Genomic DNA, 12,838 nt, shown 5'->3' with positions numbered 1-12,838 from the left:
TGGCCGGCAGTCCGGGAATCCGGCTGCCGGCCGAGGTCCTCACGGCAGGGTGGGCGCACGGTGAACAGCGACGAAGCGCGACGAAGCGCGACGAAGCGCGACGGAGAACGACACCGGCCGTTTCGTGCGGTGTCAGGCGGAGTCCGCCCCCGGGGAGGAGAAGACCCTGCTCAGCGGGTTGCCCTGATGCCGTGGCCGGCTGTCGGAGAAAGCCGTCCGGGCCCGGTCGAGGTCGTCGTGCCGGAAGGGGCGGGGCGCTTGGGGGACCAGCCTGATGACCAGAGGGCGGGCCCCCGCCTGATCGTACGCGGCAAGCTTGTGGTGTCCGTCGAGTAGGTAGCCCACCCGGCTTCCGGCCGTCGGGAAGAGCGCGACCAGTGCCGGCAGCCCGCCCCCGGCCCGGATGCGGTCGCGGTAGCGGCGCACCGCCCTGTGGTCGCGGGGCGGCCACGCGTCGGTGGTCACCAGCGCGAGCTCCTCGTCGGCGTACCAGCTCTCGACCCGGAGGGCGCGCGGGTGGACCACCCGCAGGTCGTGCGGAGCGAGCGCGGCCGACATCACGTACCGCCCCGGGGACAGCAGTGACAGCAGCGGGCGCAGGGATTCCGGATCCGGTGGCTCGGCGCGGCCGGTGCGCGGATCGGGGACGAGGCCGGGGGCGCTGAGCCACTCGGTGAGGTACTTGACCTCGGAGAGCCCGGGGCCGCCCGTACCCGCGCGGGCTGCCAGCCAGCCCACGCTGCCGCAGCCGTCGTTGGCTTCCATGAACTCCGGATCACCCGCGAGCAGGAGCAGACTGCCGCCGTCGTCGCCGGTCACCTCGATGACCCCGTGTCCGTCGGCCACGTCGAAGGACACGGAGGAGGGAAGCGGACGCGACTGTCTGATCATCGGGCGATCCTATGGGCGGCCTGTTCCACACAGAGCGCGGTGGGGACTTGGTGGCCCGGCCGCGTCCGGCCCGGTAGTTCAGCGCTGCCGCCGCTGCTCCGGCCAGGCGGCGACTTCGGCCTGGCGCCGCACGCTCGTCGGGTGTCTGAGCCGGGCGTTAACCTCGGCGCATGATTCCTGCCCGGCCTCTGAAGGCCATCACCCGTCACCGCGACGGACGGATCCACGCCTACGTGATCGGCTCCGCGGATCTCGGGACGCTGCAGCCCGCCGCCGTGTTCCGGCCGCCGGGCGGCGACGAGGTGGTCGCCTCGGCGGTGCGGCCGGATCTGGAGCGGGTCGTGTACACGACGCTGAACCGCGTCGTCTGCCTCACCCGCGCCGGTGACCTGCTGTGGGCGTCGGACTTCGAGCCGTACTCCGACGTGCGCCACGGCCACCGGCCCGGCTGCGCCCTGTCCCTGGACGGCCGGACCGTGTGGGTCTACCGGCCCGACGCGATGGCGGGACGCGGGGGCGGGGACCAGTGGGTGGTGTACGACGCCGAGAGCGGGGCGGTCCTCGCCCGCCGGGAGCTGGAGACGGTGGGGCACGGGGCCGGCCACCACGTGCACCCCGTGGACGGCAGCGTCTACCTCGATGTCGGGGAGGGGCAGGACGGCTCCGTCGTGTTCCGGGGCGCGACCGGAGCCGGTGGTGAGGTGGAGTTCGTGGAGTACCCGTGGCCGGACCGCTGCCTGATCGACCTTGCGCCGGTCGGGGAACAGTTCATGACCGTCGACCACGGGCAGGAGGACGTCGCCTTCCACCGCCACCCCGACGGCGAGGTCCTCTTCACCCTCCCGGTCGAGGCCTTCGGGTACGACCCGGAGGAGGCCTTCGTGGAGTGGGGCGGCGGCTACCTGACCCCGGACACCGCCGTCGTGGTCCTGGGCGGTGAGACCCAGGACGAGGACGAGTGGTTCCGCTACCACCTGGTCGACGTGCACACGGGCACCGTCGGTGGTGAGATCGCCGTCGAGGTGACCAACCCCTACGAACTGGTGCCCCTGGGCGACGGCTCCTGGCTCACCGGCGGCCCCGTGCGCTGTTCCCGGGCCACCGGTACGGACTCGGCGATCCCGCTCCCGTGACCCCGCTCTCTTCGACGGAGGTCAGGTCGCAGTCGGGCTTCTGCGTTCGACGAGGATGACGTCGCGCCAGGCCCCGTGGTGGCGGCCGATGCGTTCGCGGGTGCCGATCACGCGGAATCCGGCCCGTTCGTGCAGGGCGAGGCTGGCGGTGTTCTCCGGGAAGATCCCCGACTGGACCGTCCAGATGCCGGCGGCCTCGGTGGAGGCCAGCAGGGCCTTCAGCAGGGCCAGGCCCACTCCGCGGCCGCGGGCGTCGGGGTGGACGTAGACGGAGTGCTCGACGACCCCGGCGTACGCGCACCGGTCGGAGACCCGCACCACCGCGGCCCATCCCAGCACCCGGCCGCCGCCGTCGAGGGCGACCAGGCGGTGCTCGGGCAGCTTGGCGGCGTCGAACGCCTCCCAGGTCGGCACGGAGGTCTCGAAGGTGGCGTTGCCGTCGTCGATGCCGAGCCGGTAGACCGCCAGGACCTGCCCGGCGTGCTCGGGCCGCATCGGCTCGACGCGTAGGCCCCCCGCGGCGGCGGTCACGCCGATGCCGGGATGCCGAGCTCGGCGAGCAGGCCGCGGACGCGCCGCTCGATCTCGTCGCGGATCGGGCGGACGGCCGCGACGCCCTGTCCCGCGGGGTCGGTCAACGTCCAGTCCAGGTAGCGCTTGCCGGGGAAGTACGGGCAGGCGTCGCCGCAGCCCATCGTGATCACGACGTCGGAGGACCGCACCGCCTCCACCGTGAGGACCTTCGGAATCCCGGAGGAGATGTCGATGCCGGCCTCGGCCATGGCCTCGACGACGGACGGGTTCACGGCGTCGGCGGGTGCGGAGCCGGCGGAGCGGACCTGGACCCGGTCCCCGGCCAGGTGGGTGAGGAAGGCGGCGCCCATCTGGGAGCGGCCGGCGTTGTGGACGCAGACGAACAGCACGGACGGGACGGACGGGACGGTGGGGGTGCTCATGAGGTCGGCGCGCTTTCTTCGGCAGGGCGGGCGGCGGGGACGGTCTGGTCCGTCGGGGTGCGGGGCGGCCGGCCGAAGCAGGCGGCGACGAGGCCCAGGCCGAGGGCGCCGCCGAGCAGTTGGGCGGCGATGAACGGCGTCACGGAGCCGGGGGCGATTCCGGCGAAGGTGTCGGTGAACGCGCGGCCGATGGTGACGGCGGGGTTGGCGAAGGAGGTGGAGGAGGTGAACCAGTACGCCGAGCCGATGTAGGAGGCGACGAGAACCGGTGCCAGGTGCGCCCGGCCGGTCCGGGCCAGTCCGAAGACGAGCCAGAGCAGCCCGGCGGTGGCCACCGCCTCGCCCAGCCACAGGTGCCCGGCCCACCGCTCGTGGGAGGAGAAGGCGATGACCGGCTCGGCGAACATCGCGTCGGCGAGCATCGCGCCGCCGATCGCCCCGGCGATCTGGGCCGGGACGTACGCGGCGACCTCGCGCAGGGTGAGCCCGTCATGGCCGCGGAGGCCGGTGATCCAGGCGGCCAGCGTGACGACCGGGTTGAAGTGTGCCCCGGAGACCGGGCCGAGGAAGGCGACCAGCACGCCGAGGCCGAAGACGGTCGCGAGGGAGTTGGCCAGCAGCTGCAGGCCGACGTCCAGGGTCAGCTCGGTGGCCTGTATGCCGGAGCCCACGACCACCGCGACCAGGGCCGCCGTTCCGGCCGCCTCTACCGCCGCCCGGCGGGCCAGCGGCGCCGGGGTGCTCACGTGCCCGCTTTCGCGGGCGCGGCGGGGATCCGGAGCAGGGCGGACAGCTGGGCCAGGGCCTGGGGGATCACCCAGTAGTACACCCAGGTTCCGCGCCGCTCGGAGCCGACCAGTCCCGCCTCGCGCAGCACCTTGAGGTGATGGGAGATCGTCGGCTGGGAGACGTCGAAGGGGCCGGTCAGGTCACACACGCACGCCTCACCGCCCTCGTACGAGGCGATCAGCGACAGCAGTCGCAGCCGGATGGGGTCCGACAGCGCTTTGAACATCCGCGACAGCCCGGCTGCGGTCTCCTCGCCCAGCGGCTCGCGGACCATCGGCGTACAGCACGCCGCATCGTCCTGCCCGAGCAGCGGCAGGCCAGCTTGTTTCGACATGCCTCTATGTTGACATCTATCTAATCCGGTGGCAACGTCTTCTATATCGACAAACGTCGAATCAGAATCCCGGAAGGGGAGACCGCCATGTCCCGTGTCCAGCTCGCCCTGCGCGTCGCCGACCTGGAAGGCTCGATCGCCTTCTACTCCAGGCTCTTCAACACCACACCGGCCAAGCTCCGCCCCGGCTACGCCAACTTCGCCATCGCCGAGCCGCCGCTCAAGCTGGTCCTGATCGAGGGCGGGGCGGACGAGCCCACCCGCCTCGACCACCTCGGCGTCGAGGTCGCGGCCACCGAGGACGTCATCGCCGCCACGGCCCGCCTGAAGGAGGCGGGGCTGGCCACCTTCGAGGAGAACGACACCTCCTGCTGCTACGCCCTCCAGGACAAGGTCTGGGTGACCGGCCCCGGCAGGGAGCCGTGGGAGGTGTACGTCGTCAAGGCCGACGCCGCCACCCTCGGCAAGAGCGCCGACGCCGCGCCGCGGGCCTGCTGCGACCCCTCGGACGAACCGTCCCCCGACGCCGCCCGGACCCCGGCAGGGGCAGGGGCCGAGGCCGCGGCCGGCTGCGCCTGCGGGAGCTGATCGGCCGTCGGTTCGCCGCGGGATGCCGGAAGCACGGCGAAGTGAGAGGAGAGGGGGCGGAAGGCATGCCACCGGCCGCTGATTGGCCCTCGACGCGGAACCGTGGGCCGGGGAGGCTCACGATCCGACACCGTACGTGAGGGAGTTGTGATGCAGGTAGCCGTGGTCACTTTCGACGGGTTCAACGAACTCGACAGCTTCATCGCCTCCGCGCTGATCAACCGGTGTCGCAAGGACGGCCTGGAGGCCTTCATCACGACGCCGGCACCGGTGGTCACGTCCATGGGCGGCGTCGAGGTGACGGGACAGCGCCCGATGGAGTTCGTGACCGAAGCCGACGTCGTGCTGGTCGGCAGCGGAATCAAGACGCGGGACGTGGTCGCCGACGACCGGCTGATCTCCAGGCTGGTGCTGGACCCTTCGCGACAGCTGATCGGCGCGCAGTGTTCGGGCGCCCTGGTGCTGGCCCGGCTCGGATTGCTGGACTCCATGCCGGCCTGCACGGACATGACGAGCCGGCCCTACGTCGAAGCCGCCGGCGTCACCGTGCTGGACGCGCCGTTCCACGCGGAGGGGAACATCGCCACGGCGGGCGGTTGCCTGGCCTCCCAGTACCTCGCCACGTGGGTGGTCGCCCGGACGCTCGGGGAGGAGGCCGCGCGCGACGTCATCGACTACGCGGCTCCGGTCGGCGAGAAGCGGGAGACCGTCGAACGCGCCCTGCGCGCCGTCCACATGGGCGAGAGCGCCCTGCGCTGACAGTCTGCGGGCCGGGCGGCCGGCGCCGGTACGTTCCGGCAGCGCGTGGGGTACCCGCGTTCACCGGCGTCACCGGAAGGGGCGGCCGGGGGTGGTCAGCAGCCGAGGAAGGACAGCCGGACCTCGCGGTGGGGATTGTCCCGGTTGGTGTCCACCAGGGTGACGGACTGCCAGGTACCCAGCTGCAACGCACCGTCGATCACGGGAAGCGTCACATGGGGCGGGACCAGCGCGGGCAGCACGTGGTCGCGCCCGTGACCGGTGGAGCCGTGCCGGTGCTGCCAGCGGTCGTCGGCGGGCAGCAGCGACCGCAGAGCGGCCAGGAGGTCGTGGTCGCTGCCCGCTCCCGTCTCGATGACGGCGAGGCCGGCCGTCGCGTGCGGTGTGAAGACGTTGAGCAGCCCGCTCCGGTTCCGTGCCACCTCTTCCAGGAACGAGGCGCAGGCGGCGGTCAGGTCGTGGACGGTCTCCCGGTCCCCGGTCGTCACGTCCACGGTGCGTGAAACGAAGGTATCGGCCATGGCTCCATCCTCGCCGCTCGTTGCGCTCGTCGGCCTCCGCTCACGGGGAGGCCGGCGGCGTCCAGCCCGGATCGCGCCCGCTCAGCCCCACTGCCCTGTCCAGCAGCGGAGCGTCGTCGGGTACGGGCACGACGGCCCCGAAGATGCCCCCGCCCCGGCTCTCGTCCTGCGCGGCGGCCAGCAGGAACGCGTGCGAGGCGCGCAACGCGGCCTGATCGGGTACGTACTCCTGGCCGGTGGCCCTGGCCAGGTCCCACCCGTGGATCACCAGTTCGTCCACGGCCACCACGGCCGCGATGTCGCCGGGCAGGTCCACGCCGCCCGCGCGGGTCATGCCGGTCCGGGCGGCCGGATCCCTCCAGGCTTGAGCCAGTTCGTCGAGGACCCGGGGAAGGTCCGCGCGCCAGGACGCGGGCAGGGCCGGTGCGGCCGTACCGGGGGCCGTGTCCGTCGTGGGGCCCAGGTCCTTGCGGGCGGCGTCCCGGAAGGCGACGGCGAGGCCCGCGAGGTGGCCCAGCAGGTCACCGACCGCGTACGCCGGGCAGGGCGTCCGGCCCCCGAGCCCGGTGTCCGGGACGCCCGCCACGAGACGGGCCACGATCCCGGCCTGCGGTCCGAGGTCGAGGGTCGTCGTATCGGTCATCTGCCGCTCCTCCGGGACGATGGGTCTGCAGGGTAGACCGGCGGCGAAGCCCGTACGCGGCACAACGCGGTCCGAAGATTCACCCGGGCGGACCCGGTTCCGCCGGTGCCTGTCCCCTTCGGTCGAGGCACCTTCCGCACGCCGTGGACGTTGCGAAGGTTGTGATCGAACTCAAGCGTGTCCTCACCGTCGTCGCAGTGGCCCTCATCGGCGCCGCGGCCCTCACCTCACCCGGCACGGCCGCCGAGCGTGCCCCGTACGAGCCCACCCGCGCGGGCTCCCGCGCGGCGGGGGGCCCGGCCGCGCCGGAGCGGGCGACAGTCACGGAAGGGCAGGTCGAGGAGGTCGCACCCGGGGGCGTGATCACGTATCCGAGCGTCACCAGCTGCCTCACCGTGACCGTACGCCTGGGGGACGGCGGTCTCGTCGGCGCTCACGCCAGCCTGTTCCAGGTACCCGGCGAACTGCGGTCCGATGAGATCCTGGCCGCGCTCAAGGACCGCGTCGGCAACCGCCGCGTGACCGCGGTCCAGGTCAAGGGGGCCGTCGGCGCGTGGCACCCGAGCTACTTCGTGAAGGCGATCGAGAGCTACGGCGAGGGGGAGCGGGTGCCCGTCCCGTCGGGCCCGGACGCCGATGGGCTCGCCCGGGCGGTCGCGCGGGGGCTCGGCGCCTCCCGCACGCTCGTCACGGTCGAGGACATACCCGACGGGGATCAGATCGTCAGCTGACGTTCGCCGCGCGAGCTCCGCCGCGCCGCCCACTCGCGTCACGAGCGCCTCGTCCGCACCTCACCGTCGAAGCCGAGCGTCCGGCCGCGGTCCGCATCGGTGGAGAGGAAGTCCCGGAACACCTGTGCGGAGCGCGGGTTCCGGGTGCACTGCCACACGCCGTGCGGGCAGTAGTCGGTGATGCTGTGGTAGAGCGGGCGGTGCTGCTCGATCCACTCCAGCATGCGCCCCATGTACTCGGGGTTGTCGCCGTTGCGGAACAGGCCCCACTCGGGGTAGGAGATCGGCTTCCCGTGCGCCCTCGCGAAGTCGACCTGCTGCTGGAGTCCGTAGGGCTGGGTCACCTGCTCGTCGAAGGTGTGGCCGGGAGGCTGGTCGTAGCTGTCCATGCCGATGACGTCCACCACGTCGTCGCCGGGGTAGCACCTGGTCCAGGCGATGGCGTCACCGCCGCGGTTGGGGGCGAAGTCGAAACGGAACCGCTGGCCCTCCACCGAGCGCATGGCAGCCGTGATGCGCCGCCAGTACCTCTTCCAGTTCTCGGGGTCGGGCCGGCAGCGGTGGGTGTAGTTGAAGCCGTTCATCTCCCAGCCGAGCACGATCACCGTGTCCGGCACCCCGAGGGCGACCAGACGCTTCGCCAGCCGCCGGAAGTGGTGGTCGTACTCACCGCGGGCGCCGGAGCGGATCAGCTCGGCGACCCGGGCGTCGGGGACGCCGCGCTCGTTGTGCTCCTGCATGGGCACGTTCAACACGAACAGCCGTTCGGCCCTCTCCTTGCGCCACCGCGCCCAGCTGCGCAGGGAATCGGGAGCCCCCTCGATGTTCGCCCACGTGTCGCCGGGCAGGTAGGTGTGGCCCGCGCGGAGCTCGGTGCCCCCGAGCCAGCGCGAGAGCTCCCGCATCCTCTCGACGCCGGGCGAGCCGTAGTGGAGGTACGCGCCCACCGCGACCCCGCTGCCGGAGCCGCCGTCGGAACCCGCGCGCGGTGGCGTGGTGAGGGCGACCCCGGTGACGAGCAGGCCGGCGACGATCGCACTCGTACAGGCGCCCGCCAGCCGGCGGCCTCGACGGGACATGGTGCCTCCACGCGCTTCGGGACTCGGTGTCTCTCGCACCGACATTAGGCATCCCATCCGACGAGCGGCTCGTCCTATGACCCGAAGCTGGGCCATTCGCGCCGTCCTGCCGCCGCTCCCGCCCCGACCGGGTGAAACCCGCTCTCGGCGCGGAGGCGACGGGCCCGGCGGGCGGCACGTCCACCGACCGGGGCGAGGGTGGTCGCGCTCGGCGTCAAGGAATTCTTGACAAGTCGGCGGTGTCAAGGTTTCCTTGACGCATGTTGATCTTGAAGTGGGCCCGCCACGAAGAGGAAGTCCTCGACGCCCTCGAACCCCTTGCGGGGCTGCGCTGATGAGCGACGAACCGCTGCTCCATCCGACGGAGATCGACCGGATCCGGGAGGGGATCGCCGCGGCCGTCCTCGGTGCACCCGAAGGGCTGGCCGACTCCCTCGAACACGACGCCCACGGGTACCTGCGCCTGGTGGACGCCTCGCGCGTCGGTGCCGAGGAGTCGAACCGGCTTCTGCGCGAGGCCGTTCAGGGCGCCAGGGCCGCCGGGCACAGCTGGGACACGGTGGGCCGCGTCCTGGGGGTGAGCCGCCAGGCCGCCCAGCAACGCTTCTCGGGCAAGGCCGGGGAAGCGGGTTCGTCGGCACCGCCCGGCGGGGGATCGAACGCCCCCGAGCGCCGCACGCTCAGCGGGTTGACCGCGTTCGACGAGATGGCGGCCCTGGAGGAGGCCGGCCGCGACGGCTGGCACGTGGTCGGTTACGGCCCCTTCTACCATGAGGTGGAGGCGTCCGACCATCCCTGGGAGCACTGTCGGGTCGCGCTCCCTTCCGTCGCGCGGCACCGGCGGATGGAGTCGGAAGGATGGATTCCGGTCGGCGCGGGATGGTTCCCGTGGCGGTACTACAAGCGGCCCGTCAAGCCCGGCACTTGAGGGGCCGCGGCGTTCGGGGTGCCGTGGGAAAGCGCCGCGCCGCCCGCGCCCGACGGGGTGATCCGGCGCGGGCGGGGCGGGCGGCGCGGACCGGTGCGTCAGGCGGTGGCCCGCTCTGCCTGAACAGACGGTCACCGGCGGTGGCCATGCGATGGGTGCCGCCGTGGCGGTTCACCCAGTCACGGACGAGGTTGACGGCGTTGGTGCACTGCCGGCTGTCGTGCCGGTCGACGTGATGCCCTCCAGGCTGCCGAGCCTGCCTTCCAGGCTCTTCCAGCCCCGGGGCCCAGCCGGTTGTCACCGGCCGAGGAGCAGTCGTGACAGGCCCGTCATTCGTTCGGGTTCCACCACGCGCACACGTCTGTCTCGATGCCGTTGGCGCCGTGCTTGAGCGCGGCGTCCACATCGGCCGGTGTGTCCACGCGGTGGGCGATGGCGTAGACCGGGTGACGCTGATCGGCTGCTGCCGCCGGGGTCGCGCCGAGCCCGGCGATACCGACGATCCCGCAGAGGGCGGCGACCAGTGCCCGTAACGCCCGTGGTCCGGCACCGCGCCCGAGGTCAGTGTTCAAGGACGTACTCCTTCGTGTCCGTCTGCCGCAGCAGCCGATCGATCCGATCGGGCACATGGTGGCACGCAATAGATGCATGATGAATGAAGTTCGGTCGAAGGCGTCCGGGGTGGTGGTGCCGTTGTGCGGGGCGCGTCAATTCACCGGTGGTCGATTCACCCTCAAGTGGGACGATCGCGCAGGAATTGACGGGGGCTTTCGGTCATGACGGCGCGGGCGGGAGAGGGCCGGGGGACGAGTGTGGCGGGGGCGGTGCGCCCTCGCCGTCATGGATGACGGCGAGGCGGGAGCCGTTCCGGGGGCGGATCCCGCAAACCCGCCGCGCGGGATTGGCCGGGCCCCTCCATTCGTCACTTTACGTGTTCAGCCGCATGCGATGCCCTTACGGAGTGTTCCGCTCCGCCACGGCACTCGGCAGTCGAGGCCGATCGGCGGTGCCCTTCAGCAGCGTCGAACCGAAGGGAAGAATCATGGCAACACCTCCCGCTCCGCTCCGGGTTGCCCTGGCCAACGGCAGCTTCGAGCAGCCCGTCGTGGCCGGTGTGGAGATCCTGCCGGACTCCTCGCAGACGCAGGCGTCCAAGCGGGTCCCGGGCTGGCTCACCACCGCCTCCGATCACCGGATCGAACTGTGGCACTCGGGATTCCAGGGAGTTCCGGCGGCGGACGGCACCCAGTTCGCCGAGCTCAACGCGAACGAGGTCTCCACGCTCTACCAGGACCTGCCGACGACCCCCGGCACCAAGCTGTACTGGCGGCTGTATCACCGCGGGCGCCAAGGGGACGACACCATGGCGCTGGACATCGGCGCACCCAGCGCCCCGGTGGAACAGCGGCGCTTCACCGACGGCAACACCGCCTGGGGTTACTACACCGGCACCTATACCGTTCCGGCGGGCCAGACGCTCACGCGCTTCGCGTTCCGCTCCATCTCCGCCGCCGGCGGAAACCGCGGCATCGGCAACTTCCTGGACGGCATCTTCTTCGGCACCGCCCCCTACGTGGTGCTCGACAAGACCGCCGTCCCCTCGGGACCGCTGGAGGTGGGCGACGTCATCACCTACCGCATCACCGCCAGGAACGAGGGCGGAGGCGCGGCGGAGAACCTCGCCCTGACCGACGCCATCCCGCGGGGGACGACGTATCTGCCCGGCTCCCTGCGGATCCTCGACGGCCCGAACGCCGGGGCGAAGAGCGATGCCCAGGGCGACGATCAGGCGCACTACGACAGCCCGGCGAACAAGGTCGTCTTCCGCCTCGGCAACGGCGCCACCGCCGTGGACGGGGGCAGCCTGCCCAGTACCGAGACGGTGCCGGCGGGGACCACGGTCGAGTACCGGGTCACCATCGACCGGGCCGCCGGCGGCCGGCAGATCAGCAACACCGCGACCGCCTCGTACGAGAACCGGCTCGGCGACAGGCCGGAACCCCTGACGTCCACCTCCAACGAAGAGGTCACGCAGGTCAAACCGGCCGCCGACCTGACCGTGACGAAAGCGGCCGACGCGACGACCGTCACGGTCGGCCAGACGGTGACCTACCGCATCACCGTCCGCAATGCCGGTCCGAACGGCGCCACCGGCGTCACGGTCACCGACCGGCTCCCGGACGGCCTCGCCTTCCTGTCCGCCGACGGCCCCGGAAGCTACGATCCGGCCACCGGGCTGTGGGGGCCGGGAGGCCTGGCCGAGGGTGCCACCGCCACCCTCGTGCTGCGGGCCAAGGCCACCACGGCAGGCCTGATCGACAACACCGCCACGGCCACCGCCAACGAGAAGGACCCCGACACCACCGACAACACCGACACCGTCAGCGTCTGCGTCGAACCGGCCCCCTCCTGCTGCGACCCCTGCGCCGGCCCGAGGTAGCCGAGCACCGGAGTGCGACGGCCACCCCGCACACTCTCAGGAGACCGGCGGCGTGACGTCGCCCGTCAGGAGCGGGCTGACCGGCCGCGGTCAGCCGAGGGGGTCACGCCCGCCTCGGTGAGGAAGTCCACCAGGAGGGCGGTGACTTCCTCGGGGCGCTCCAGGGAGGGGAGGTGTCCGGCCCAGTCGAGCTCCAGGTGGCGCGCGTTCGGGAGGAGCCCGGCCAGGTCTACGGCGATCTCGCGGTGGTCGGCGAAGTCATGGGCGCCGGCGACGGCGAGGGTGGGGGCCGCGATCCCGGAGAGGTCCAACTCGGGGGCCGCCTGCCGGGTCTCCTGCGCCGCACCCGCCTCTTGCGACTCGTCGGCCTCGGGCCGGGCCGGCCCGGCGGTCCCGGTCACGGTGGCGGCCTCGGCCTCGGTGGCCGCTTCGGTGGCCGCTTCGGTGGCCGCTTCGGTGGCCGCTTCGGCGGCGGCCTCCGCGGCTTCGGCGGCCAGCTGGACCCGGAAGGCGTGCCGCTGCATCTCGGCTACCGCCGCGCGGGTCCCGGGGGTGGCGTCGGGCCCGAGCCAGGTGTCGACGTTCAGGGCCACCGCGCCGTCGAGGTCGTCCGCGTTCAGCAGGGCGTCCTCCCGCGCGCCCCAGGCGCGGAGTTCGGCACTCGGCGCCCGGCCGGGGAGGCCGGAGGCGAGCAGGGCCAGGGCGGTGACCCGCTCGGGGTGGCGCGCGGCGGCGGCCAGGGCCAGCTTGCCTCCGTACGAAGCGCCGATCAGGGCGGCCCGCTCGATGCCGAGCGAGTCCAGCAACTCCCACACGTCCGCGACGGGGTCGTAGTCGCCGGCCTCGGCCGGGGTCTCGCCGAAACCGCGCAGGTCGGGGCGGACCACCCGGTACCCGACGGCCCGCAGGGACTCCCACTGCGGGTCCCACATGCGGCGGTCGCAGACGCCGGAGTGGAGGAGGACGAGAGCAGGGCCCGAACCGGCCGCGTCATGGGAGAGGATCACGCCCCCGATCATGTCCGGCCGACGGCCTTTCGCCAACCG

At 72.5% G+C, this 12,838-nt stretch carries 16 protein-coding genes; 6 read left to right on the top strand and 10 right to left on the bottom strand.

What is annotated here, in order from left to right; all coding sequences use genetic code 11:
* Positions 1-132: 132 nt before the first annotated feature.
* The gene (locus AB4039_RS04955) at positions 133-891 is read right to left on the bottom strand and encodes a hypothetical protein (protein WP_266846524.1); all 759 of its coding nucleotides are present in this window, start codon (positions 889-891) and stop codon (positions 133-135) included.
* Between the two features lie 170 nt (positions 892-1,061).
* Between AB4039_RS04955 and AB4039_RS04950 the strand changes: the two genes are divergently transcribed.
* Positions 1,062-2,024, top strand: coding sequence for a hypothetical protein (locus AB4039_RS04950; RefSeq protein ID WP_442270084.1), 963 nt, complete (start codon positions 1,062-1,064; stop codon positions 2,022-2,024).
* A 21-nt stretch (positions 2,025-2,045) separates the two neighbouring features.
* On the opposite strand, the gene AB4039_RS04945 is transcribed toward AB4039_RS04950, so the two are convergent.
* Genes AB4039_RS04945 through AB4039_RS04930 form a run of 4 tightly spaced genes read right to left on the bottom strand, consistent with a single transcriptional unit; the run spans position 2,046 to position 4,103 of the window.
* Positions 2,046-2,519: a GNAT family N-acetyltransferase gene (locus AB4039_RS04945; RefSeq protein WP_442270083.1), complete on the bottom strand. Its 474-nt coding sequence runs from the start codon at positions 2,517-2,519 to the stop codon at positions 2,046-2,048.
* Positions 2,520-2,551: 32 nt separating this feature from the next.
* Positions 2,552-2,980 carry an arsenate reductase ArsC gene (locus tag AB4039_RS04940; protein WP_266845428.1) on the bottom strand — a complete coding sequence of 143 codons (429 nt, stop codon included), beginning with the start codon at positions 2,978-2,980 and terminating at the stop codon, positions 2,552-2,554.
* Positions 2,977-3,726 carry an aquaporin gene (locus AB4039_RS04935; protein ID WP_442270082.1) on the bottom strand — a complete coding sequence of 250 codons (750 nt, stop codon included), beginning with the start codon at positions 3,724-3,726 and terminating at the stop codon, positions 2,977-2,979. The genes AB4039_RS04940 and AB4039_RS04935 overlap by 4 nt, the downstream gene beginning before the upstream one ends.
* The gene (locus AB4039_RS04930; RefSeq protein WP_266845432.1) at positions 3,723-4,103 is read right to left on the bottom strand and encodes an ArsR/SmtB family transcription factor; all 381 of its coding nucleotides are present in this window, start codon (positions 4,101-4,103) and stop codon (positions 3,723-3,725) included. Before AB4039_RS04930 ends, AB4039_RS04935 begins: the two co-directional genes overlap by 4 nt.
* Before the next feature lie 87 nt (positions 4,104-4,190).
* Between AB4039_RS04930 and AB4039_RS04925 the strand changes: the two genes are divergently transcribed.
* Complete coding sequence (locus AB4039_RS04925) at positions 4,191-4,691, top strand: ArsI/CadI family heavy metal resistance metalloenzyme (protein WP_442270081.1); 501 nt, start codon at positions 4,191-4,193, stop codon at positions 4,689-4,691.
* A gap of 150 nt (positions 4,692-4,841) precedes the next feature.
* Positions 4,842-5,450: a DJ-1/PfpI family protein gene (locus AB4039_RS04920; protein ID WP_442270080.1), complete on the top strand. Its 609-nt coding sequence runs from the start codon at positions 4,842-4,844 to the stop codon at positions 5,448-5,450.
* Positions 5,451-5,545: 95 nt separating this feature from the next.
* Here the strand turns inward: AB4039_RS04920 and AB4039_RS04915 are convergent, their stop codons facing one another.
* Together AB4039_RS04915 and AB4039_RS04910 are read right to left on the bottom strand one after the other, a co-directional pair.
* Entirely contained in the window at positions 5,546-5,971 is a 426-nt protein-coding gene (locus tag AB4039_RS04915; RefSeq protein WP_442270079.1) for a secondary thiamine-phosphate synthase enzyme YjbQ, read from the bottom strand.
* A gap of 40 nt (positions 5,972-6,011) precedes the next feature.
* Positions 6,012-6,614: a TIGR03086 family metal-binding protein gene (locus tag AB4039_RS04910; protein ID WP_266845440.1), complete on the bottom strand. Its 603-nt coding sequence runs from the start codon at positions 6,612-6,614 to the stop codon at positions 6,012-6,014.
* Between the two features lie 143 nt (positions 6,615-6,757).
* On the opposite strand from AB4039_RS04910, the gene AB4039_RS04905 reads away from it, so the two are divergent.
* On the top strand, positions 6,758-7,345 hold the full coding sequence (locus AB4039_RS04905) for a hypothetical protein (RefSeq protein WP_266845442.1): 588 nt from the start codon (positions 6,758-6,760) through the stop codon (positions 7,343-7,345).
* Positions 7,346-7,383: 38 nt separating this feature from the next.
* On the opposite strand, the gene AB4039_RS04900 is transcribed toward AB4039_RS04905, so the two are convergent.
* Positions 7,384-8,424 carry a glycoside hydrolase family 26 protein gene (locus tag AB4039_RS04900; RefSeq protein ID WP_442270078.1) on the bottom strand — a complete coding sequence of 347 codons (1,041 nt, stop codon included), beginning with the start codon at positions 8,422-8,424 and terminating at the stop codon, positions 7,384-7,386.
* Between the two features lie 334 nt (positions 8,425-8,758).
* Here AB4039_RS04900 and AB4039_RS04895 point away from each other — a divergent pair, with 334 nt between their 5' ends.
* Positions 8,759-9,352 (top strand): hypothetical protein, encoded by a 594-nt coding sequence (locus tag AB4039_RS04895; RefSeq protein ID WP_266845444.1) that lies wholly within the window; start codon positions 8,759-8,761, stop codon positions 9,350-9,352.
* A 329-nt stretch (positions 9,353-9,681) separates the two neighbouring features.
* Here AB4039_RS04895 and AB4039_RS04890 read toward each other — a convergent pair whose 3' ends face one another.
* Positions 9,682-9,924: a hypothetical protein gene (locus tag AB4039_RS04890; protein WP_442270077.1), complete on the bottom strand. Its 243-nt coding sequence runs from the start codon at positions 9,922-9,924 to the stop codon at positions 9,682-9,684.
* A 470-nt stretch (positions 9,925-10,394) separates the two neighbouring features.
* Here AB4039_RS04890 and AB4039_RS04885 point away from each other — a divergent pair, with 470 nt between their 5' ends.
* Positions 10,395-11,792, top strand: coding sequence for a DUF7507 domain-containing protein (locus AB4039_RS04885; protein WP_266845446.1), 1,398 nt, complete (start codon positions 10,395-10,397; stop codon positions 11,790-11,792).
* 65 nt (positions 11,793-11,857) lie between these two features.
* Here AB4039_RS04885 and AB4039_RS04880 read toward each other — a convergent pair whose 3' ends face one another.
* Positions 11,858-12,799: an alpha/beta fold hydrolase gene (locus tag AB4039_RS04880; RefSeq protein ID WP_442270076.1), complete on the bottom strand. Its 942-nt coding sequence runs from the start codon at positions 12,797-12,799 to the stop codon at positions 11,858-11,860.
* Between the last annotated feature and the right edge of the window lie 39 nt (positions 12,800-12,838).

The sequence above is a fragment of the Streptomyces sp. M-16 genome (genome assembly GCF_052114405.1).
In the GTDB taxonomy this organism is placed as follows: domain Bacteria; phylum Actinomycetota; class Actinomycetes; order Streptomycetales; family Streptomycetaceae; genus Streptomyces.
The sequence above is the reverse complement of the archived record's forward strand: the minus strand, read 5'-3'. Positions and strand labels throughout refer to the sequence as shown.